This window comes from Algibacter sp. TI.3.09 (assembly GCF_038154905.1).
Taxonomy (GTDB): domain Bacteria; phylum Bacteroidota; class Bacteroidia; order Flavobacteriales; family Flavobacteriaceae; genus Algibacter.
In genome coordinates, this window is sequence record NZ_JBAKAN010000003.1 from 106,749 (window position 1) to 129,658 (window position 22,910).

General features: G+C 32.9%; 22 protein-coding genes. 12 read left to right on the top strand and 10 right to left on the bottom strand.

Features of this window, described 5'->3' with window-relative positions; all coding sequences use genetic code 11:
• Nucleotides 1-46: 46 nt before the first annotated feature.
• Nucleotides 47-1,006 (bottom strand): glycosyltransferase family 2 protein, encoded by a 960-nt coding sequence (locus V6246_RS12335; RefSeq protein WP_341560786.1) that lies wholly within the window; start codon nucleotides 1,004-1,006, stop codon nucleotides 47-49.
• Between the two features lie 39 nt (nucleotides 1,007-1,045).
• A complete protein-coding gene (locus V6246_RS12340; protein WP_341560787.1) occupies nucleotides 1,046-1,576 on the bottom strand; it encodes a DUF4199 domain-containing protein in 531 nt (176 codons plus the stop codon).
• A gap of 161 nt (nucleotides 1,577-1,737) precedes the next feature.
• On the opposite strand from V6246_RS12340, the gene V6246_RS12345 reads away from it, so the two are divergent.
• From V6246_RS12345 to V6246_RS12360, 4 genes are all read left to right on the top strand, one after another.
• Nucleotides 1,738-1,989 carry a type B 50S ribosomal protein L31 gene (locus V6246_RS12345; RefSeq protein WP_159019589.1) on the top strand — a complete coding sequence of 84 codons (252 nt, stop codon included), beginning with the start codon at nucleotides 1,738-1,740 and terminating at the stop codon, nucleotides 1,987-1,989.
• Nucleotides 1,990-2,118: 129 nt separating this feature from the next.
• Nucleotides 2,119-3,294 (top strand): GlmU family protein, encoded by a 1,176-nt coding sequence (locus tag V6246_RS12350; protein WP_341560788.1) that lies wholly within the window; start codon nucleotides 2,119-2,121, stop codon nucleotides 3,292-3,294.
• Between the two features lie 89 nt (nucleotides 3,295-3,383).
• Complete coding sequence (locus V6246_RS12355; RefSeq protein ID WP_341560789.1) at nucleotides 3,384-4,295, top strand: TolB family protein; 912 nt, start codon at nucleotides 3,384-3,386, stop codon at nucleotides 4,293-4,295.
• Between the two features lie 47 nt (nucleotides 4,296-4,342).
• Nucleotides 4,343-5,047 (top strand): lysoplasmalogenase family protein, encoded by a 705-nt coding sequence (locus V6246_RS12360; RefSeq protein WP_074937852.1) that lies wholly within the window; start codon nucleotides 4,343-4,345, stop codon nucleotides 5,045-5,047.
• Here the strand turns inward: V6246_RS12360 and V6246_RS12365 are convergent.
• Nucleotides 5,044-6,675: an ABC transporter substrate-binding protein gene (locus tag V6246_RS12365; protein WP_341560790.1), complete on the bottom strand. Its 1,632-nt coding sequence runs from the start codon at nucleotides 6,673-6,675 to the stop codon at nucleotides 5,044-5,046. The two genes, V6246_RS12360 and V6246_RS12365, sit on opposite strands and share 4 nt — an antisense overlap.
• 89 nt (nucleotides 6,676-6,764) lie before the next feature.
• Here V6246_RS12365 and mtaB point away from each other — a divergent pair, with 89 nt between their 5' ends.
• Both mtaB and V6246_RS12375 read left to right on the top strand, forming a co-directional pair.
• Entirely contained in the window at nucleotides 6,765-8,093 is a 1,329-nt protein-coding gene (gene mtaB / locus V6246_RS12370; protein WP_133968224.1) for a tRNA (N(6)-L-threonylcarbamoyladenosine(37)-C(2))-methylthiotransferase MtaB, read from the top strand.
• Between the two features lie 123 nt (nucleotides 8,094-8,216).
• Nucleotides 8,217-8,612, top strand: coding sequence for a hypothetical protein (locus V6246_RS12375; protein ID WP_341560791.1), 396 nt, complete (start codon nucleotides 8,217-8,219; stop codon nucleotides 8,610-8,612).
• 76 nt (nucleotides 8,613-8,688) lie between these two features.
• Here the strand turns inward: V6246_RS12375 and V6246_RS12380 are convergent, their stop codons facing one another.
• Nucleotides 8,689-8,985: an N-acetyltransferase gene (locus tag V6246_RS12380; RefSeq protein WP_042495776.1), complete on the bottom strand. Its 297-nt coding sequence runs from the start codon at nucleotides 8,983-8,985 to the stop codon at nucleotides 8,689-8,691.
• Between the two features lie 122 nt (nucleotides 8,986-9,107).
• On the opposite strand from V6246_RS12380, the gene V6246_RS12385 reads away from it, so the two are divergent.
• Nucleotides 9,108-9,773, top strand: coding sequence for an alpha/beta hydrolase (locus tag V6246_RS12385; RefSeq protein WP_341560792.1), 666 nt, complete (start codon nucleotides 9,108-9,110; stop codon nucleotides 9,771-9,773).
• Between the two features lie 36 nt (nucleotides 9,774-9,809).
• Nucleotides 9,810-10,730: a lytic transglycosylase domain-containing protein gene (locus V6246_RS12390; RefSeq protein ID WP_042495773.1), complete on the top strand. Its 921-nt coding sequence runs from the start codon at nucleotides 9,810-9,812 to the stop codon at nucleotides 10,728-10,730.
• A gap of 76 nt (nucleotides 10,731-10,806) precedes the next feature.
• On the opposite strand, the gene V6246_RS12395 is transcribed toward V6246_RS12390, so the two are convergent.
• Nucleotides 10,807-11,382, bottom strand: coding sequence for a DUF2892 domain-containing protein (locus tag V6246_RS12395; protein WP_341560793.1), 576 nt, complete (start codon nucleotides 11,380-11,382; stop codon nucleotides 10,807-10,809).
• A gap of 292 nt (nucleotides 11,383-11,674) precedes the next feature.
• Here V6246_RS12395 and rpmH point away from each other — a divergent pair, with 292 nt between their 5' ends.
• The 4 genes from rpmH (at nucleotide 11,675) to V6246_RS12415 (ending at nucleotide 17,470) form a co-directional block, all read left to right on the top strand.
• Nucleotides 11,675-11,836 carry a 50S ribosomal protein L34 gene (gene rpmH / locus V6246_RS12400; RefSeq protein WP_042495769.1) on the top strand — a complete coding sequence of 54 codons (162 nt, stop codon included), beginning with the start codon at nucleotides 11,675-11,677 and terminating at the stop codon, nucleotides 11,834-11,836.
• A gap of 112 nt (nucleotides 11,837-11,948) precedes the next feature.
• Nucleotides 11,949-14,801, top strand: a complete 2,853-nt coding sequence (gene carB / locus V6246_RS12405; RefSeq protein WP_341560794.1) for a carbamoyl-phosphate synthase large subunit — start codon at nucleotides 11,949-11,951, stop codon at nucleotides 14,799-14,801.
• A 130-nt stretch (nucleotides 14,802-14,931) separates the two neighbouring features.
• The gene (locus tag V6246_RS12410; protein WP_341560795.1) at nucleotides 14,932-16,491 is read left to right on the top strand and encodes a glycerol-3-phosphate dehydrogenase/oxidase; all 1,560 of its coding nucleotides are present in this window, start codon (nucleotides 14,932-14,934) and stop codon (nucleotides 16,489-16,491) included.
• Nucleotides 16,492-16,666: 175 nt separating this feature from the next.
• The gene (locus V6246_RS12415) at nucleotides 16,667-17,470 is read left to right on the top strand and encodes an SHOCT domain-containing protein (RefSeq protein WP_341560796.1); all 804 of its coding nucleotides are present in this window, start codon (nucleotides 16,667-16,669) and stop codon (nucleotides 17,468-17,470) included.
• 100 nt (nucleotides 17,471-17,570) lie between these two features.
• Here V6246_RS12415 and V6246_RS12420 read toward each other — a convergent pair whose 3' ends face one another.
• The 5 genes from V6246_RS12420 to V6246_RS12440 form a co-directional block, all read right to left on the bottom strand.
• Entirely contained in the window at nucleotides 17,571-18,107 is a 537-nt protein-coding gene (locus tag V6246_RS12420; protein WP_341560797.1) for an acyl-CoA thioesterase, read from the bottom strand.
• A gap of 185 nt (nucleotides 18,108-18,292) precedes the next feature.
• Nucleotides 18,293-19,651 carry a DNA recombination protein RmuC gene (gene rmuC / locus V6246_RS12425; RefSeq protein WP_341560798.1) on the bottom strand — a complete coding sequence of 453 codons (1,359 nt, stop codon included), beginning with the start codon at nucleotides 19,649-19,651 and terminating at the stop codon, nucleotides 18,293-18,295.
• A 90-nt stretch (nucleotides 19,652-19,741) separates the two neighbouring features.
• Nucleotides 19,742-20,536, bottom strand: a complete 795-nt coding sequence (locus V6246_RS12430; RefSeq protein ID WP_282149001.1) for an ABC transporter ATP-binding protein — start codon at nucleotides 20,534-20,536, stop codon at nucleotides 19,742-19,744.
• 46 nt (nucleotides 20,537-20,582) lie between these two features.
• On the bottom strand, nucleotides 20,583-21,608 hold the full coding sequence (locus tag V6246_RS12435; RefSeq protein WP_341560799.1) for a FecCD family ABC transporter permease: 1,026 nt from the start codon (nucleotides 21,606-21,608) through the stop codon (nucleotides 20,583-20,585).
• A gap of 32 nt (nucleotides 21,609-21,640) precedes the next feature.
• The gene (locus tag V6246_RS12440; protein ID WP_341560800.1) at nucleotides 21,641-22,783 is read right to left on the bottom strand and encodes an ABC transporter substrate-binding protein; all 1,143 of its coding nucleotides are present in this window, start codon (nucleotides 22,781-22,783) and stop codon (nucleotides 21,641-21,643) included.
• Nucleotides 22,784-22,910: the final 127 nt, after the last annotated feature.

Consider the following 22,910-nt stretch of genomic DNA (forward strand, 5'->3'; position numbering starts at 1 on the left):
AAAACAGGCAATTTTGATGCCCTTAAAAGGCGTTTTTAACTATTTCTTAATGATTTTGGTTTAAATTTAATTCATCTTTAATTAAATATCGTTTTTTATCGGGTCTGTTTCTCAAGATAATTTCGCCTAAAAAACCAGCTACAAAAAACTGAGTACCAATAACCATGGTAGAAAGTGCAATGTAAAATTGAGGGCGTTGCGTAATTAATCTGCCTGCGCGGTCTAAAAACAATTTATCGACACCAAGGTAAAATGCAAACGCAAAACCAATGGCAAACATTATAAAACCTAATGCTCCAAAGAGATGCATAGGGCGTTTTCCGAAACGAGATAAAAACCAAATGGTAATTAAATCTAGAAAACCATGAATAAAACGATCCATACCAAATTTCGTTTCACCATATTTTCTGGCTTGGTGCTGTACTACTTTTTCACCAATATTAGAGAAGCCTGCGTTTTTTGAAAGCACCGGAATGTAACGGTGCATTTCGCCATTAACATCAATGTTTTTTACAACTTCTTTTTTATAAGCTTTTAAGCCACAATTAAAATCGTTCAGTTTTACTCCCGATGTTTTTCTGGCAGCCCAATTAAATAGTTTTGATGGAATGTTTTTAGCTATTACAGAGTCGTAGCGTTTCTTTTTCCAGCCCGAAACCAAATCGAAACCATCCTTTATAATCATTTTATAAAGATCTGGGATTTCGTCTGGGTTATCTTGTAAATCGGCATCCATGGTGATAATTACATCGCCTTTCGCTTTTTCGAAACCAGCATGTAAAGCCTGAGATTTACCAAAATTCCGTAAAAACCGAATGCCTTTTACGCTATTATTTTGCGTTGAAAGTAAGGTGATGATATTCCATGACTCATCTTTACTTCCGTCATCAATGAAAATAATCTCGTACGAAAATTGATGCTTTTGCATAACGCCAGCAATCCAATCGTGCAATTCGGTTAAAGAGTCTTGTTCGTTAAGTAGTGGTATAACTACTGATATATCCATGTAATTTTTTTCAGATAATAAAGTTCAAAAATACTGAAATTATTCTGCGTCAGGGTTCTTTTTTTTCATTGCTGCTGCAACTATTAAACCAATAATGCTAAACATAACTAAGTAGCCGGCTAAACTTTTAGCGATGTTGGCTAAAGAATAATTGTTTTGAGCTTCCATGTTTTCAACGGTTTGGTCGATAATATCACTTGGTGAATTAAAACCTTCCATCATTTGTACTGTTTTTTCAATAGTAATCTCTTTTAAAACTGTTGCTGCTTCTAGATCGATAAAGTTGAATAATATATAAGAGACTAAAACACTAATTAGTAAACCTAGCGCAACAGTAATAAAATATGCAGTAAAAGCTTCTTTAAAAGTAGCGTAACTGTTTTGAGCTTGTTTAACTTTGGCTACCGAAACAATTCCGAAAACAATAATAGTAATTAAAATGAAGGCGCCTAACCAAGTATTTATTAATAATTCAATATTTACGGCGTAAGGAATTATAGTGATTAGAGCTAGAAATGCTCCTAAATACAATCCGAAATTAGTAGCAATAGATTTTAAAGTTTTTTCCATGATATTTTGATTAAATTATTTTAGTTGAATTGTTAGTGTTCAAAGATACTAAAACGTTACATTTGTACCAGAGAAAAATAAAATGCAAAAAATATTGTGAATTTATAAAATTTACTTAAATTTGCACTTCCAAAATTGAAAAGAATAAAAAGCATTTAGCGATGAGAAAAGGTATACACCCAGAAAATTATAGATTAGTAGCGTTTAAAGATATGTCTAACGAAGATGTGTTTTTAACAAAATCTACAGCAAATACAAACGAAACTCTTGAGGTTGACGGTGTTGAATATCCATTAATAAAAATGGAGATTTCTAGAACGTCTCATCCTTTTTACACTGGTAAATCTAAATTAGTAGATACAGCTGGTCGTATTGACAAGTTCAAAAATAAATACGCTAAGTTTAAAAAATAAATTTAGTCTACATTTAATATATAAAGCCTTCATATTTAATATGGAAGGCTTTTTTGTTTTCTATATTTAAATTACATTTGAATTCATAATTGAAGTTTATATTGATGAACTTTTAATTTTACACTTAAAATGAATTATATACTTTTTGACGGTCCTTCAAGGAACAATCTACTGCCTTTTACTTATACAAGGCCTGTTGCAGATATTAGAGTAGGCATATTAACTATTCGTGAAAAATGGGAAAACCATTTAAGTTGTACAACAACTACGATAACTGAAGATTATTTAGCTGATAAATATCCGATGGTGGAGATGGAAGTTAACGTTATGATTAACGCATCGTATTTGCCAAATGTGGCATTAGTTGCAAAAATTAAGGAGTTAGAAGAAAATCAAGCTATTTTTCAAGGTGACGATGTTATTGCTTTTTTTGCAGTAGAAGGACAAGAAGATATTGATTTTGACGATTACAAAGCCATTGAATTTGATGGTGACGTATTAAAAATTGAAAATACGTGGGATATTTTTTCTAAAAACGGCGATGCAATTAAGGCCGATTTTGAATTAATTACAGAAGATAGAAAGACTGAAACCATCTCGGAAACCAATAATATTATAGCTCCAGAAAACATTTTTATAGAACAAGGAGTAAAGTTAGAGTACGTTTCGTTAAACGCTACAAACGGACCAATATATATTGCTAAAGATGCAGAAATAATGGAAGGTGCGCTTATTCGTGGGCCTTTTGCTTTATGCGAATCTTCTACCATAAAAATGGGAGCCAAAATTTATGGTCCAACAACAGTAGGTCCTTTTAGTAAAGTAGGTGGCGAGGTTAATAATTCGGTTATTTTTGGGTATTCTAATAAAGGACATGAAGGCTTTTTAGGGAACTCTGTATTAGGTGAGTGGTGTAATTTAGGTGCCGACACCAATAATTCTAACCTTAAAAACAACTATGCTGAAGTGCGTTTATGGGATTACCAAACTGAAGGTTTTGCTAAAACAGGCTTACAATTCTGCGGTTTAATGATGGGTGACCATAGTAAATGTGGAATAAACACCATGTTTAATACAGGAACCGTAGTTGGCGTAAGTGCAAACATTTTTGGAACAGGGTTTCCTCGTAATTTTGTACCAAGTTTTTCTTGGGGCGGTAGCAGTGGCTTTACTACTTACTTAACAAAGAAAGCTTTTGAGGTAACTAAAATTGTTATGAGTAGGCGCGGTATTGAATTTACCGAGCAAGAAGAGGCTATTTTAACTCATGTTTTTGAGGAAACAAAAAAGTTTAGAAGAGAATAGATTTATGTTTTAAAATAAACAGATGAAGTTTTTTTGTAAACTTTTGAATTACACAGGTATTTGTATATTTGTTTAAATATCAGTTTTTTATGATGAAATTTGTAGTCTGTATTTTTTTGTTTTGTAACGGAATAGTTTTAGCTCAAAATGAAAATTATGTTGTTGAGAATTTAAGTTTGAACAATGAAAATCCTCATTTTGGATTAATGCGAGTTGCCGATGCGGTTATAGTAACATCTTTTCAACTTGATAAAAAAGGAAGAGTAAAGCGCGTTCAGGGTCAGCCAAAACTAACAATATTTCAGGGAGAGATTAAAAATTCAGAGACAATCGAAAACTTGTCTACCGTTCAAATCGATCCCAAAGCAGGTGTGCCTCAAATTACTAGTGCAACATTATCTCAAGACGGTAGGCTTATTTATATTACTACAGTTTACACCAATAGAAATAAACCAGATGTTAGGTTTAAGGAAACTAACTTTCATTTAAAAGTAGGGGAGTTTAAGGCAGGTGTTGGTTTTACTAATTTTAAAGTATTACCATTCTGTAAGCCTAGGTTCTCTTATGCGCACCCAGCGTTAAGTCCCGATGGTAAAACTTTGTTTTTCACTGCAAATATCAAAGGAGGTAAAGCTACAACAAAAGGAGGTTCGGATATTTTTAAGGTCGATATTTTAGAGGGAAATACGTATAGTGAACCTGAGAATTTAGGATCCAAAGTAAATTCTTACGGAAAAGAAATGTTTCCGTTTATAGCTAGTGATAATACATTGTATTTTTCGTCCAACAGGCCTAATGGCTTTGGTGGTTACGATTTGTATAAATGTAAAATGAATGGAGATAGTACTTTTGAAAAAGCAGAGAAACTAGAAAAACCATTAAATAGTGTTAAGGACGATTTGTCTTTAATAATGAATGCAAATAATACTTCTGGTTTTTTATCGTCGAAACGCTTAGGCGGAAAAGGAGACGATGATATCTATGTTTTTAAAATGAAATAAGTAGGGAATTGCCTATCTTGAAAAAAATAAGACAACTAATATATTATATGAATATTTTTTTTAAAAATATTTACTTGTTTTCTGTAGTGTTTTTGGTTGCAGTGGTGCTGGATAATTTAATTAAACAAAATCTCGATACATCCTTTAATCGACATATATCTAAGAGTTTAGTAACAGGCTTGTTGTTAGTTTACTATTTGGTAAACAAGAATGATAAGGTACCAAAATTAAAATCTAACGCCGTAATTATTGGGTTAGTTCTTTTTACTATTGGTGGATGTTTTGGTACACTTATGAATAATAATCAAATATTTTTTTTACTCTCTTTTGTTTTTTTTGTTGCTGGCAAGTTTTTCTATGCCTTGAGGTTAGCGAAAAATCATGATTTTAGCTTTAAGAGAATATTCTTTTTCTTGTTGTTTTTTAGTTTGTATATGTTCGTGCTTGTTAATGAGGTTTACGAAAAGTTAGGTGATCAACTTATAATAATCGTTATTTATTTTTTTATTTCTATAGTTTTATTAGCATTCGCTTTTGTTCGAAAGGAATTTGTTTGCTACAAGAGTTATGTTTTGGTGTTTTTAGGCTTGTTATTTTTTGTGATATCAGAAAGTATGTTGGTTGTAAAACTCTACGGAAATAGTTTTGCCTTTGATGGTCCAACGCTTCTTGTTTTATATGAGTTGGGACAATATCTTTTTATTCTTGGTGTTTTAGAAGAAGTTTTAATTAAACCAGTTGAAATAGACTAAATATTTTCTTTTAATTTTTTCACCTGTTTTAATTCTAATAAGTTGATAGGGTTTATGCCTAAATGCTGAACGTTTTTCCTTGTAAATCGAACCACTTCATCATAAAACAAAGGAATAATTGGAGCTTCTTGCATAACTAATGAATCCATTTTAGAGTAAAGTTGTTCTCTGCTCCCTGGGTTAGTTTCTGTAAAAGCTTTTTCATACCAAGAGTCAAATTGTGGATTTTTAAAGTGCGTGTAATTTGGTCCATTTGGCGAAAAGTTTTTACTATAAAATAAAGATAAATAATTTTCAGCATCAGGATAATCGGCAACCCAACTCGCTCTAAATAAATCTAATTTATTGTTGGCTTTAGCATCTTTTAAAGTAGCCGCAGGTATAACATCGATGTTTACTATAAGTCCTGTTTTTTGTAGTTCACGTTGTATATATTCACAAAAACTTAAATAGTTCCCAATGGTTGTAATTGTAATTTCTGGCTTTTGTTTACCAGTTTCGTTTTTATATTGTTCAACTAATTGTTTAGCTTTTTCCGGCTTATAGTTAAAACCCGTAGTCGCATTGTAACCTGGTAAACCTTTAGGTATAAAGCCGCCATTTGCAGGAATTCCAACACCGTTACGCAGGTAAATCATCATTTTTTTTCGATCGAAGCCGTAATTAATAGCTTGTCTTAATAATTTTGATTGTGTTTCCGAGGTTTCAGAATCTAAGTTAAATCCTAAATATTCGGTATTTAAATATGGGCCACGAATTAAACGCGATGTTTTTTGGTAAGAATCTCTTAATCTACCATCGGCTGTTAAAACTTCATCTTTATATGATGCATCTAAACCAGAAACAAAATCAATGTTTCCTTGTGCAAATTGCATAAATTCGCTTTGCTTATCAGGTAAAAAGGTGATTGCAACAGCTTCTAGGTAAGGTAAATTATTTCCGTTAAGGTCTTTTTCAAAATAATTATCATTTTTTCTAAAAACCAACTTTACATTTTCCTCCCAGCGTTTAAATTTAAAGGGCCCTGTTCCAATAGGGTGTGCTCTAAAATCTGAATTATAGAAATCTACAATTTCCTTAGGCACAACCGAGCAGTATTTCATGGTTAGTAACCCTAAAAACGCGGGAAATGGTTGTTTTAATTTAATTTGAAACGTAGTATCGTTAATCACATTAAATTGGTCTACTTTATTTAAAATCCAACTTCCGGGAGATGCAATTTGTTTATCTAATAATCTGTTTAAGCTATAAGCGACATCTGTAGCAACAACGGTTCTGGTGGAGTCTTTGCCAAATAGTTCGTGTTTGTGGAAATAGACATCATTTCTAAGGCTGAAGTTATATGTTTTTGCATCTTCAGAGATTGTCCAGTTTTTTGCAATACATGGTATTACTTTTAAGTTGTTATCCATTTGTACCAGACCATTAAATAGTTGGTTGGTAGCCCAAATATCGGCAATGTCTTTAGAGAAAGCAGGATCTAGAGATCCTATATTTTTATGCTCATTATAGCGAAAAACAAGATGGTCTTTGGCTGTATTTGTATCGCTTTCACATGAAAAAATGAATAAAACAACGCAACTAATTGAGAGATAGTTTATTATTTGACTAGTAACATGTTTTATCATATAACTTATTAATTGTAAATTTGCAGACTTTTTAAATGTAAAGATAATTTTAAAAAGATCTTGAAACAAGCAGAGGATAACAAAATATAATGAATAAAAAAGTCGCATTTTATACTTTAGGTTGCAAACTGAATTTTTCCGAAACATCAACTATAGCTAGAAACTTTGACGATGAGGGATTTAGTCGCGTAGATTTTTCTGAAAAGGCAGATATTTACGTTATTAACACCTGTTCGGTAACCGAAAATGCAGACAAACGTTTTAAAACTATTGTTAAGCAAGCTCAAAAATCTAATCCAGATGCTTTTGTAGCTGCAGTGGGGTGTTATGCACAATTAAAACCTCAGGAACTAGCCGATGTAAACGGAGTAGACTTGGTGCTTGGTGCTACAGAGAAATTTAAAATAACAGATTATTTAAACGATTTATCTAAAAACGATTTTGGTGAAGTGCATTCTTGCGAAATTGAAGATGCCGATTTTTATGTTGGTTCTTATTCAATTGGAGATAGAACACGTGCTTTTCTAAAAGTTCAAGATGGTTGCGATTATAAATGTACATATTGCACTATTCCTTTAGCACGTGGTATTTCTAGAAGTGACACTATGGAAGGCGTATTGAAAAACGCACGAGATATTTCAAAACAAAATATAAAAGAAATTGTTTTAACCGGTGTTAATATTGGTGATTATGGCAAAGGTGAATTCGGAAACAAAAAACATGAGCATACGTTTCTAGATTTAGTAACAGAGTTGGACAAAGTAGAAGGTATTGAGCGTTTACGAATTTCGTCTATTGAACCTAATTTACTAAAGAATGATACCATTGATTTGGTTTCGAAATCTAGAGCTTTTGTACCACACTTTCATATTCCTCTACAATCTGGAAGTAATGAAATTCTTAAAAAAATGAAACGCCGTTACATGCGTGAACTTTATGTAGATCGTGTTTCTAAAATAAAAGAAGTTATGCCTCATGCCTGTATTGGTGTGGATGTTATTGTTGGGTTTCCGGGTGAAACTGATGAGCATTTTCTAGAAACTTATAATTTTTTAACCGAGTTAGATATTTCATATTTACACGTGTTTACGTATTCGGAACGAGATAATACCGAAGCTGCAGAAATGGATGGTATTGTTCCAGGTAATGTGCGTAGTAAGCGAAGTAAGATGTTGCGGGGCTTATCGGTTAAAAAACGCCGTGCATTTTATGAAAGTCAATTAGAATCAGCAAGAACTGTTTTGTTTGAAAGTGAAAATAAAAGCGGTTACATTCATGGTTTTACAGAAAATTATGTAAAAGTAAAAACGCCATGGAACCCAGAGTTGGTAAATACTTTACATGCGGTAAATCTTACGAAAATTGATGATGATGGCTTAGTGCGTTTCGATTTTGTTAAGCAAGATAGCGTTGCTTAATAACTGCTTTTTCATCTTGCATTGGTTTATTTGAGTTTAAACGATTTTATTTTGCTAAATGTTGTTTGCTGATGTAAGTTTACATCAAGTGTTTTCGGTATAAAGTATCGAGATTTATTAATTATGAAAAGAAACTTAAAATTATTAACTTCTCTCTTAGTTGTTTTTCTGTTCATGTCTTGTTCTAGTGACAATGATGATAACGATAAAGATTCTATTTTATTAGGAGTTTGGCAAACCAGTGAGGTTACCACAGAAGCTGCAACAACATTTACATTAGTTTTTGGAGACAATAATACCGGATTAAGTATTTATGCTATCGAAACGAATACAGGTGAAGAGACTTCAAGTTTAGAGCCTTTTAATTGGGAGCTAAATGGTAAAGTGGTTACGCTTTTAGATATAGATGTCTCTGGAAATAGTTATGAAATAAATGATGACGGGCAACTTGAGTTAACTGGTTCTGCAGGTGTGGTTGTTCTTGATAAAATATCTAATGATTATTCAGATTATTATTGATAGTCAACGTTGAATATAAAACATAAAAAAATCCGAAGCTTTGCTTCGGATTTTTTGTTTTAGGTTATTTCTAAAATTAGATTCTTACGCCTACTGGTAGCATGCGCTTGTACTTTCTGTTGCTTCTAACAAATTTTGCTATTTCTGGGCAAGTAGGCATCACGCTTAAGTTACGTTCAGCTATTTGATCAAATACAGCAGATAAAAAATCTTTACTAAAGTTTTCGTCCGTTATGCTTTCTGGAATAAAAAGTTTTGTTAAAAAAATCTTTCGTTCTTGTAGAGAATATTCGATTATGGCCATTTGGTCATCGATTTTAATTTCAAATTGACGTAAAAAATCGTTATCAATCAATTCAGCAGCTTCAACCATATCATAAAATTTTTAAAATTATTTGCAAACTTGAAATAGTGAGAACTATTTTTGTATAAGTTTGTCGTGCAAAAGTACGAAAAAAAAACATTATATTATAGTTAAATAGAAGTTAATCCCTTATGCATCAAGAGCTAATACATGTTTACCTCATGCCAGGAATGGCTGCTAGTCCGTTAATTTTTGAAAACATAAAATTACCAGAAGAAACCTTTCAAATTCATCTGTTAGAATGGATGATACCTATTGAAAATGAGTCGCTTAGTGATTATGCTTTGCGAATGACTCAGGGTGTAAAACACGATAATATTGTTTTATTAGGTGTCTCTTTTGGAGGTGTTTTAGTACAAGAAATGGCTAAACATATAAAAACGAGGAAATTAATTATTGCATCGAGTGTTAAATCTATGTACGAATTGCCAAAACGTATGTTGTTGGCTAAAACAACAAAGGCTTATAAGTTAGTGCCAACGCAATTGGCTTCAAATATTGATGTATTCGAAAAATATGCAGTAGGTAATGTGGTTAAGAAACGTATAGAACTTTATCAAAAATACCTTTCGGTTAATGATAGTCGTTATTTATCTTGGGCTATAGAGCAAATGGTTTGCTGGGAGCAAAAAGAGGCTCCAAAAGATATAGTACATATCCATGGTGATGCCGATGGGGTTTTTCCTATTAAGAATATAAAAAACTGTATGGTTGTTAAAAACGGAACACATATTGCGATTATAAATAAGTATAAATGGTTTAACGAAAATTTACCAAAAATTATATTAGAAAATTAAATAAAAAACTTACATTTAAAATAAAAAGAAGTAAAAATGAAAATAGTACAGAAAACCCTAGCTTTAGTAGGCTTATTAAGCTTATGCGCCTTGTTTATTAATGCTTTTCAAGAAGCTCCTACCGATGAGAATTTTGAAACTAAATTAATAAACGATTATAATGTTTATGCGTTGCAAGTTCCAGAAAAATTAGATTTCGCAGGAGAGCCAATGCCACTTGATAATCCAGATATTTTAGAACGTATGGATAGAGAGTTGTTAGTAAACACGTATTGGCAATCTAATGGTTTATTAATGTTTAAGCGCTCTAAAAAGTATTTCCCAATTATAGAACCTATTTTGGCTAAACATGGTGTGCCAGACGATTTTAAATATTTAGCTGTTATAGAAAGTGGTTTAACCAATGCTGTATCTCCAGCAGGAGCAAGAGGGTTTTGGCAAATTATGCCTGCAACAGGTAGAGAAAATGGTTTAGAAGTAAACAATAATGTTGATGAGCGTTACAATTTAGAAATGGCTACAGAAGTAGCCTGTAGATATTTGTTAAGAGCGAAAGAACAATTAGGATCTTGGACGTTAGCAGCTGCCGCGTATAATGCTGGAAATGCAGGTGTTTCTAGGCGTTTAAAAGAACAAAATGTAAGTGAGTATTACGATTTGCTTTTAGGCGAAGAAACAGGGCGTTATATGTTTAGAATTGTAGCTTTAAAAGAAATTTTATCTAACCCAGATACATATGGTTTCAATTTTAGAGATAAAGATCTATACACGCCTGTACCAACTTACAAAGTAGAAGTAGATACAGCAGTAACAGATTTTACTAAGTTTGCCGAAAATTATGGTATAAACTACAAAATATTAAAGTTACATAACCCTTGGTTACGTGAGCCACACTTAAACAATAGATCTAGAAAACAATATTATATCGATATTCCTGAAGAAGGATATTACAACTAGTCGGTAGTAGATATCAATAAAAAAGCCAATACTTTTAAAAGTATTGGCTTTTTTATTATGGAGTATTTAAATAATGTTATCCTCTACGTTTTTGAGATCTTACAGAACCTCCAGAACCATAGTGTTGTGTTGGTCCAACGGCACGTTTCATGTTATCCTTCATCATTTTTATCTGGTCAGTTAACATTCCTTGTTTGTCAAGTTTAGTTGCTTCAGTAAGTAGTTTTTGAGCTTCTATTTTTCTTCGTTTAGAAAAAGCAATACCAGCCAAGTTTAATTTAGCCATCGCTAAATCGTGATCCATAGATAAACCAAGAGAAATTGCTTTTTTAAAGTATTTCTCAGCATCGTTCATATTAGATTGCGATACCATAATACCGTTTAAATAATTATAGTAACCTTGCTGTTTTTTTACTAACGCCGTTTCTGGGTTTTTAATTTTGTTTAACCATTTTGTTGCACCTTCAAAATCTTGTTTTCTTAATTTTAAAAAGGCTAATAAAATAAATTCATTCTTAAAGTATAAGAAAATGAATATTAGGGAAAGTAAAATAAGCATAATGCCATTACCTATATTACTTTCAGTAAATTGATAAACTGCAAAAGCAATAAGACCCGCAGCGATAATAAGTTTTATAATTTTATTGTACATGGTTGAGTTTTGGTATGAAACTAGAAGAAAATATCCTTCTATTTAACTGTTATTTGTGCAAAGAAACTAAATTTTTATGAAAAACAAATGAAACCTTTATCATAAAAAAGACTAACGAAGTCAAATATATTGCGGTGTTCTCTATGTTTTTGTTCAGAATAAAAATAATCTAACTTTTTTTCTAATAACATTTGTCAAAGTGAAAAGTCTTCGTATATTTGCCGTCAGTTTTGGGGAACACTCAGAGCTATAGATTTAAAAAAATACAATTCAGTTTTAAAGATACAAGATAATGAGTAAAAGAACTTTTCAGCCTTCTAAGAGAAAAAGAAGAAACAAACACGGTTTTAGAGAAAGAATGGCTTCTGCCAATGGTAGAAAGGTATTAGCACGTAGAAGAGCTAAAGGAAGAAAAAAATTATCTGTTTCTACTGAAACTAGACATAAGAAATAAATGATTAACAATTGTTGATAAATTAAAGGTGTTACTTAAGTGTAATGCCTTTTTTTATGTCAACTGATTACTATTTTTGCAATTCATTAAGCTACAATAAATAACGAGTAAAATGCCAAAAAATTCAAAACTAAAATCGATATTAATTATTGGCTCAGGACCAATTGTAATTGGACAAGCCTGCGAATTTGATTATTCAGGAACTCAAGCGTTACGTTCGCTAAGAGAAGAGGGAATAGAAACAGTTCTAATCAATTCCAACCCAGCAACTATCATGACCGATCCATCTATGGCAGATCATGTTTATTTACTTCCGTTGACTACAAAATCTATAATACAGATTTTAAAAGATCATCCTCAAATTGATGCGGTTTTACCAACAATGGGGGGGCAAACAGCTTTAAATTTATGTATTCAAGCTGATGAAAAAGGAATTTGGAAAGATTTTGGTGTAGACATTATTGGTGTTAATATTGATGCCATTAATATTACTGAAGATAGAGAGAAGTTTAGACACTTAATGTTGGATATTGGTATTCCAATGGCGCCTCAAGCAACTGCAACTTCATTCTTAAAAGGTAAAGAAATTGCTCAAGAATTTGGTTTTCCTTTAATTATTAGAGCTTCCTTTACTTTAGGTGGAGCAGGTGCTTCTTTTGTTTATAAAGAAGAAGATTTTGATGAATTATTAACGCGCGGATTAGAGATTTCTCCAATTCATGAGGTTATGATTGATAAAGCCTTAATAGGTTGGAAAGAGTATGAGTTAGAGTTGCTTAGAGATTCTAATGATAACGTTGTTATTATTTGTTCTATCGAAAATATGGATCCAATTGGTATTCATACAGGAGATTCGATAACGGTTGCTCCAGCAATGACATTAAGCGACAAAACATTCCAAAAAATGCGTGATATGGCTATCCATATGATGCGTAATATTGGTGATTTTGCCGGAGGATGTAACGTACAGTTCGCGATTTCTCCAGATGAGAAAGAAGATATTATCGCTATTGAAATTAACCCACGTGTATCTCGTTCTTCTGCATTAGCGAGTAAAGCAACAGGTTACCCAATCGCTAAAATTGCTGCAAAATTAGCTTTAGGATATCATTTAGATGAATTAAAAAATCAAATTACTAAATCTACATCGGCACTTTTTGAGCCAACATTAGATTATGTAATTGTAAAAATACCACGTTGGAACTTTGATAAATTTGAAGGTTCAGATAGAACTTTAGGACTTCAAATGAAATCTGTAGGTGAGGTTATGGGTATCGGGCGTTCTTTTCAAGAAGCTTTACACAAAGCAACACAATCTCTAGAAATTAAGAGAAATGGTTTAGGCGCCGATGGTAAAGAAAACAAAAACTACGAACAAATAATTGAAAAATTAACTTATGCTTCGTGGGATCGTGTTTTTATTATTTATGATGCTATCGAAATGGGAATTCCGCTAAGCAGAATTCACGAAATCACCAAAATTGATATGTGGTTCTTAAAGCAATATGAGGAACTTCATATGATTAAGAACGAAATTTCTACCTTCAAAATAGATACCATTCAAAAGGATTTATTATTAGAGGCTAAACAAAAAGGATATGGTGATCGCCAAATAGCGCACATGTTGGGCTGTTTAGAAAGTCAAGTATATAATAAACGTGAAGAACTTGGTATAAACCGTGTGTACAAATTAGTAGATACATGTGCGGCTGAGTTTGAAGCAAAAACTCCTTATTACTATTCAACTTTTGAAAGTGATATGGAAACTGCAGACGGTAATCGTTATGCAGATAACGAAAGTGTTGTTACAGATAAGAAAAAAGTAATTGTTTTAGGGTCTGGACCAAACAGAATTGGTCAAGGTATCGAGTTTGATTACTGTTGTGTGCATGGTGTTTTAGCTGCAGCTGAATGTGGTTACGAAACCATCATGATTAACTGTAATCCAGAAACGGTTTCTACCGATTTTGATACAGCCGATAAATTATACTTCGAGCCTGTATTTTGGGAACATATTTACGACATTATTAAACATGAAAAACCAGAAGGTGTAATTGTTCAGTTAGGTGGTCAAACCGCATTAAAATTAGCGGAGAAATTAACTAAATACGGTGTTAAGATATTAGGAACAAGTTTTGAAGCTTTAGATTTAGCTGAAGATCGCGGACTGTTCTCTAACATGCTTAAAGAAAATAATATTCCTTATCCAGAATTTGATATCGCAACAACAGCTGATGAAGCGGCTGCGATTGCAGATGTATTAGACTTTCCAATATTAGTGCGTCCATCGTACGTTCTTGGTGGTCAGGGTATGAAAATTGTAATTAATAAGGAAGAGTTAGAAAAGCACGTTGTAGATTTATTAAGCAGAATGCCAGGTAACCAATTACTTCTAGATCATTATTTAGATGGTGCTATCGAGGCTGAAGCTGATGCTATTTGCGATGGGGAAGATGTGTACATCATTGGAATCATGGAGCATATTGAACCTTGCGGAATTCACTCTGGAGATAGTAACTCATTACTACCACCTTTTAACTTAGGTGATTTAGTGATGGAACAAATAAAGGATCATACTAAAAAAATTGCTTTAGCACTTAATACAGTTGGGTTAATCAATATCCAATTTGCTATTAAAGATGATACGGTTTATATTATTGAGGCCAACCCGAGAGCTTCTAGAACGGTACCATTTATTGCAAAAGCATATGGAGAGCCTTATGTAAACTATGCTACTAAAGTGATGCTAGGTGAGAAGAAAGTTAAAGATTTCGTTTTCAACCCTAAACTAGAAGGTTACGCCATTAAGCAACCAGTATTCTCTTTTGATAAGTTCCATAATGTAAATAAGAAACTAGGACCAGAAATGAAGAGTACGGGAGAGAGTATCTTATTTATTGATAGTTTAAAAGACGATGCTTTTTACGATTTATATTCAAGACGTAAAATGTACTTAAGCAAATAATAACAATTCAAATTATATTAAAAACCTCGCAATTATGCGGGGTTTTTTGTTTTTAAACCTATTCTAGTTGGTTGTAATTTTATTAACTTCGTTTGTAACTAATAGCCCTCCTAAAATAAAGTAAGTCTACATGAACAGAGAAGACATGATGTATAAGTTAAGGAATGATTCCAAAACTTACGATTTTATAATTATAGGCGGCGGAGCAACCGGAATAGGGATTGCTTTAGAGGCTTCGGCACGAGGTTACTCGGTAGTGTTATTAGAAAAATCAGATTTTACAAAATCAACATCAAGTAAAGCCACCAAGTTAATGCATGGCGGTGTAAGATATTTGGAACAAGGCGATATTGCTTTAGTGCGAGAAGCTGTTGTGGAGCGTGGGTTAATGTTGCGTAATGCACCTCATGTCGTAAAAATTCAATCGTTTATTATTCCAACACACGGCTGGTACGATGAAATTTTATACACCATTGGTTTAACGGTTTACGATTTATTAGCAGGGAAACTGAGTTTAGGGCGATCTAAACATATTTCAAAGTCAGAAACCTTAGAACGTATTTCTTTAATTAATCCGAAGAAAATTTCCGCGGGTGTTGTTTATTACGACGGTCAGTTCGATGATTCGCGATTGGCTATAAATACGCTTCAAAGTGCTTCAGAAATGGGAGCTATTGTTCTTAATTATTGTGCTGTAAATGCTTTGGTTAAAAATGAAAAGGGCGATGTAATGGGTGTTAAAGTTCAGGATGAAGAATCTGGAGATGTATTCGAAATAAAAGGTAAACAAGTTGTTAATGCTACCGGTGTTTTTGCAGATGATGTGTTACAAATGGATGCACCAGGTTCTAGAAAAACAATTGCTCCTAGCCAAGGTGTGCACTTAATATTAGATAAATCGTTTTTACCGGGAAATGATGCGATTACCATTCCGAAAACAGATGATGGTCGCGTACTCTTTTTAGTGCCTTGGCATAATAAAGTTATTATTGGAACAACAGATACTCCAGTAGAACGTGGAGTTTTGGAACCCATAGCTTTCGAAGAGGAGATTGAATTCATTTTAAATACGGCAAGTCGTTATTTAACTAAAGCACCTAAAAGAAGTGATGTATTAAGTGTCTTCGCTGGTTTACGACCATTGGCGGCCCCTAAACGAGAAGGCAATAAAACAAAAGAGATTTCTAGAAGTCATAAAATTTATACATCAAAATCAGGGCTTTTAACTATGGTTGGTGGCAAATGGACTACTTTTAGAAAAATGGGTGAAGATTTAGTAAATAAAGCAGAGAAAAACCATAAATGGGAACATAGACCTTCAAAAACCAGAGATTTAAAAATACATGGTTATAAAGAAGACGTCAATTTTGATAATCCTTTATATTTCTACGGAAGCGATGAAGATGCACTTCTTGAGTTATCTGAACAAAACGGATGGGATAAATCTATAAGTACTTCTATGTCTGTAATACAAGCTCAAGTCGTTTGGGCTGTAAGGCATGAAATGGCCAGGAAAGTAGAAGATTTTCTAGCGCGTAGAGTACGTTGCCAATTACTAGATGCTAAAGAAAGTATTAGAATGGCTCCTGAAGTCGCTAAAATAATGGGAGAATTACTTGGAAAAGATAAGGCTTGGGAAATAGAACAAATAGCAGAATACGAAAAATTGACTTCAAATTACATGTTATAAAAATAGATTTTTCACTTAGAATATGACGCTACTGTTAAGAAAGAAACTTCTTTCTTCTTTAATGTAAAATAAAAGCTAAACTTCTGTATAAAAGAAGGTTATTGGTATTACTATAGATTACCTTTACCGCAAAATTGTTAAGTTAACAATTTGAACTAAAAAGAGAATATATATTATGAATTCAATATTCACAGATGCTAGCTTTCAGAATATGACGAATGTAGCAAACCGTTATGGAGTGAGCACTAATGCCGTAACAGATTTAACGCAAGCCCTTATGCGAAGTAACGGCACAATGGCCCAATTTAATATTTCCGAATTAGGCGGCGGAGGTCAGTGGATGCAAGGTGGCATGACCATGGTAGGCGATATGTTTAACAATCAGCTTAAATCTACAGTAGATGGTCTGTGTGTTGAATTATCTAATTTAATAAATCAAGGTGGTATACAATATAAACCGTTACCGAAAGTAGAAAACCAAAACGGATTTCAATCCGGATCTGGTAACTGGTGGGGTAATTTAGGTTTTCCTAATTCTACAGGAAGCCAAAACGGAACGAGCTATGCTATTTTTTCTAATATTGGACGTTTAGCGATTCAACAAAACGGAAAAGTAACAGTGTTTGATACTTTAGACAACCAAATTGGTGGTGTAGGGCAGCAACAAGGCGGTAATTATTCTGTGACGTTTACAAGTCAATATGGTACGGTAGATTTAAGTACGTTACCAATTGTATCGGGTGAAGATAATAGACCTAAACCAGCACCGGTGAATAATAACATTATTCAAAATCAGCCAGAGCCTATATTTGTAGAGCAAGCAACTGCAAACACAAATAATAATAGTCACAATAACAATAGCGCTTTAGAGGAAGATATTTTTATGAAAATAGAAAAATTGGCAGATCTAAAAAAGAAAGATATACTTTCGGTTGAAGAGTTTGAAAACAAGAAAGCCGAATTATTAAGTCGATTATAATAAGGTTATTATAAAATTAAAAAAGTTCAATTAGCTGAAAGTGTTTTATTCAGTTAATTGAACTTTTTTTATGTCTTGAATTTATAAAATCGATATGTTCTTATAAATTTACTTGAACGTTTTGAGTTTTTACAAAATCGATATGTTCTTCAATTTTAAAATCTGAAGAATTAAATCGTGATGATCTTTTTCTAGCTTGATCTTGCCTTACAATACTACGCGCAAAACGTCTAACGCCTTGTTCGTTATCTAAAATTAAACCAGGAACCGGTACATTATTACCATCTTCATCCTTAGCAACCATAGTAAAATATGATGAGTTACAATGTTTAACTTCTCCTGTTTGAATGTTTTCCGATTCTACACGCAAGCCAATAACCATAGAAGTTCTTCCTGTGTAATTAACAGAAGCTTTAAGCGTCACTAGTTGCCCTACTTCAATAGGGTTTAAAAAATCTACTTTGTTTACAGAAGCCGTTACACAATAGTTTCTAGAGTGTTTAGAAGCGCAGGCAAATGCAATTTGATCCATTAAATATAAAATATGTCCACCATGAATCTTTCCACTAAAATTAGAGTGGGACGGAAGCATTAATTCTGTAATTGAAACTTGAGATTCTTCTGGATGCTTAAACATAAAATTTTAGTCGTTTAGTTTTAAATAATACTTTGAAATATATTCTAAAATAAAAATATATTAAACGTAATCTATAAAGGTATTTAATTTTTAGGAAGTTTTATAAAAATCTACTTTTAAAAAATGATTTTCGTAGCTATCGTTTTACTAAGCTAATAATATATCAATGCGTTACGGCTAGAAATCTAATCTAAGTCGTCTTCTTGAGCACGTTTAATAATAGCTTCGGGCAATGCCTTTTTAGCTTTTGCACCCATTTTTTTGAGTTTTTCTACACTTGTAATTATATTCCCTCGGCCATCAACTAGTTTATTCATCGCTAATGAATAATCGGTTTTAGCAGCATCAATTTTCTTTCCAACATTGGTTAAATCTTTCACCAAACCTTCAAATTTATCATAAAGCGCTCCAGCTTGTCGTGCAATTTCAATAGCATTTTGTTGTTGTTTTTCATTGTTCCACATGCTGTCTATGGTGCGTAATGTCGCCAATAAAGTCGATGGTGTAACAATAACAATGTTTTTCTCAAAGGCTTTGTTGTAAATAGAATTATCTTCATTAACAACCACCGCAAAAGCAGGTTCTATAGGAATAAAAAGAAGTACAAAATCTGGCGATTCAATATCGTATAAATCTTGATAATTTTTTTCTGAAAGTTGATCTACGTGTCGCTTAATTGAATTGACGTGGGCTTTTAAAAATTGCGGCTGATCTTCTAGTTCTGCATTTACAAAACGTTCGTAATCGGTTAACGACACCTTACTATCAATAATCATTTTTTTACCATCCGGTAGGTTTAAAACCACATCGGGCAACACACGAGATCCGTTTTCTAAGGTGAAACTTTGTTGTACAAAATATTCGCGATCTTTCTCTAATCCCGATTTTTCTAACACACGCTCCAATACCAATTCTCCCCAGTTTCCTTGCATTTTGCTATCACCTTTTAAGGCGCGTGTAAGGTTGGTCGCTTCTTTAGTCATTTGTTGGTTTAAATCTTTCAAGCCTAACAATTGCTCTTTTAAAGCGGAATGCATACTAATACTTTCCTTTTGTGTTAAGTCTACTTTTTGTTCAAAAACTTTAATTTTTTCTTGAAGCGGATTTAAAATATTAATAATGTTTTCTTTATTCTGAAGTGTGAATTTCTCCGATTTTTCATCGAGTATTTTAGTAGCTAAAATTTCAAAATCTTTACGCAGTTGCTCTTGGCGTTCCTCTAACTCAGCATCGCGCTTAAGGTTTAAGGCCTGTAAGTTTTCAAACTCTGTATTTCTTCTTGCTAATTCAGCATTTAAAAAATCTTTTTCACGACGAATATTTTCACGGTCGTTTTCAATTTTAGAAATTGTTACTTTTTGTTCCTGTTTTTCGGTTGCAGTATGTTGCTTGAAGGCTTCAAATTGTTGCTGTAAATTGCTGTTACGTTCTTCTAAAGTGCTTTTTTCGCTCTTACTTTTAAGTTTAGTAAAAAGCATGCCTAAATAACCACCAATAACTGCGGAAATAATAATAGCGAGGATTAAGATGAGACTGTCGTTCATTTAAAAATAGGGTATAGGTTCAAAGATAATTTTTTTAGGTTGAAGATTGAAGTTAAAAAAGAAGCTTCAACTAAAATTTAATTTAGGTTTTTACTTCTTCACCCTAAAACTCCCCGTGTTTTTATCAAAAGCAATTAAATCTTTAGGGAAAAGAGTCTCAAAAACGCCTTGTTCTATAAGTTTACATGGTTGATCGGAAACTACAGTTCCGGCATTCATTACAATTAAAGTATCGCAAAGTTGAATGGCTAAATCTATTTCGTGAGAAGAAAACAGAATGGTTTTACCTGTTTCTTTAGCGAGTCTTTGAAGTAGTTTTAAAATATAAGCCTTGTGATACATATCGAGATGCGAGGTGGGTTCATCTAGAATAATTAAATCGGTATCTTGGGCTAAGGCGCGAGCAATCATAACTTTTTGAAGTTGACCGTCGCTTAATTCGAAGCATTTTTTATGTTGTAAATCTTCTATATTTGTTTGAAGAATAGCTTGGTTTACAATGTTTTTATCTTGCTCAGATAGATTACCAACCCAATTGGTATAAGGTTGTCTGCCTAGCGCAATAAGTTCGAAAACAGATAAGTTTTTAGATGCTATTTTTTCGGTTAAAACTAGACTTAAGACTTTGGCTAAATCTAACGGATTGTAATCTAAAATAGATTTTTCATTAATAAAAACAGTTCCAGAAAGTGGTTTTTGCACATGTGTTAAGGTGCGTAAAAGTGTTGATTTCCCGATGCCATTTGCACCAATAAGTCCGATTAATTCTCCTTTTTTTAATTCAATATTAACCTGAGAAGCCACAACCGTTTTTGCCTTTTTTGAGGCGTAACCAATAGATAAATCTTCGGTTTTTAAAATGATATGTGGATTTTGCTCTTTCATTATATAATATGGGTTTCCTGCTTTTTTCTACTACTTTTTTATAAGATTAAAATACCATACCACGTTTTCTAACCAGTAGCCAAATTACAACAGGTGCTCCAATTAAAGCCGTAATGGCATTAATCGGTAAGGTATAATCGCTATTTGGTAATTGAGCAATACTATCGCAAACTAACATAACAATTCCGCCCAGTAAAAATACGGCTGGCAATAATATTTTATGATTTGAGGTATTAAATATTTGTCTGGTTAAATGGGGTATTGCTAAGCCTATAAAGGCAATTGGCCCAGTAAAAGCCGTGATTGTACCAGCAAGTAAACTGGTAGCGATTATAATTATTAAACGACTTTTTTTTATATTCAATCCTAAGCTTTTTGCATAGTTTTCTCCTAAAAGTAAGGTGTTAAGCGATTTTATGGAGCATAAACTAGCTAAAATTCCAAGTACATAAATAATTAAAAATATGGTGAGATCGCTCCAAGAGAGATTTCCTAGACTACCAAAACCCCAAAATACATATTGTTGTAATTGTTCTGCCGACCCAAAATAAGAAAGCACACTAACAATGGCAGCGGTAATACTGGCAAACATTAGGCCAATAATAAGTATGGCCATGGTATCTCGAACTCTAATAGAAACCATTAAAACGGCTAGTAAAACTAAAAAACTACCTAAACTCGCCGAAATTACAATGCCCCATTTGGATACAAATAGTGATGCTAAAACGCCTCCAAACATACCAGAACCTAAAATTACTAAAGCCACGCCTAAACTTGCTCCCGAGCTTATACCGAGAACAAATGGGCCTGCCAAAGGGTTTCTAAATAATGTTTGCATCAATAAGCCAGAAATACCTAAACCCGAACCTACAATTATGGCGGTTATGGCTTTTGGTAAGCGGTAGTTTAAAATAATATGTTGCCAACTTTGTTGTTCTACATTGCTGTTTAGTAAACTATTAAAAACAGCTTTTAGCGGTATTGAAACAGACCCTAAACTAATATTCACGAAAAAGCACAACACTAAAGTTAGTGCTAATGCTAGAAATGAATAGGTATAGGTTTTGTTCATTATTTGTGTTTAATAATTGTGTAAAATATGGTTTATTCTAAAGGTTTGAAGAAAAAAAGATTATAGTCTGTTAATAGTTCTGGGTGACAAATTTTTATCAAATCTTTCAATACTAAGTCTGGACGACTCATGCCTAATTCAAAATACAAAACGCCTCCTGTGGCGCCAGTTGTATTGTTTGTAGTGTAAATGTTTTTGTTTTTAAAAGCTTTAAATTCGGCATTGTGAGCGCTTGCATTTTTAAGCTTATCTAGACTAGAATAATTGGATGGGCTTAACCAAATATCGGCATCTTGAGCTTTCATAAAAACAGATTCAAAATTAAGTTGTAAACTTCCTGTGCCTTTAGAATCGTTCCATAAATAATCGGTATTGGCATCTCTTAGTAATTGCGCTTCTGTACTTGTTCCGTTAGGTAAATACCATATGTCATTATGCATGGCGCCACTTAAAATAGTAGGTCTGTTTTTTACATTTTTAGCTAGTTTTTTAGCATTTAAGTATTCGGTTTCAATACGGTTAAAAATAGAATCGGCTTCTTTTTCTTTGTTGTAAAGGACTCCAAAAAACTTAATCCATTCGGCTTTTGCAAGTGGCGACTCTTCTACCCAATCTCCATTGAAAATCACGGGAATTCCTGCGCGCGCAATAAGGTCTAAAGAGCGATTGTTACCATCGATACCAAAACCAACCACTAAATCGGGGTTTAATTCTAAAAGCACTTCGGTATTTATACCTTCATTTTTGCCAAGCTCTCTAATAGCGCCATTATCAACTCTAGATCTTATTTTTTCCGAAGAAATATATTTTGTGCCAGGGAAACCTACCAAAGTTTGTTCTACGCCTAAAAGTTCTAAAGCCGGAAGGTGTGTGGTAGATGTTACCACAATTTTTTTAATGGGTAAGGAAATTGTGATATCCGCTTGTCTGTCATCACCATAATTTGCTAAAACGTATTTAAAAGTAGTTTCGGCATTTGGCCATGGAGATTTTATTTCTAAAGTTTTGTACATGCCTAGATCTTTTATTGAGAAGCCTTTGGCGTATTTTAATTTCACTTCTTTTGCAACAAAAGCTTCTGTAGTACTTTCTTTCTTTTTTTTACAAGAAAAAAAGCCGATTAGAATAAAAAATAAAATAGACGATACGTACTTTTTTTGTAACAATAGTGACATTGATATGGGGTGGTTTTTTTAACTTTAGATAAAATTTCTATTATGAGAAACGGTTCAAATTTAACAATATATATAGTAGGAGGAATTATAATACTGCATTTTTTAATTGGTTTTATTTACCTTGTTT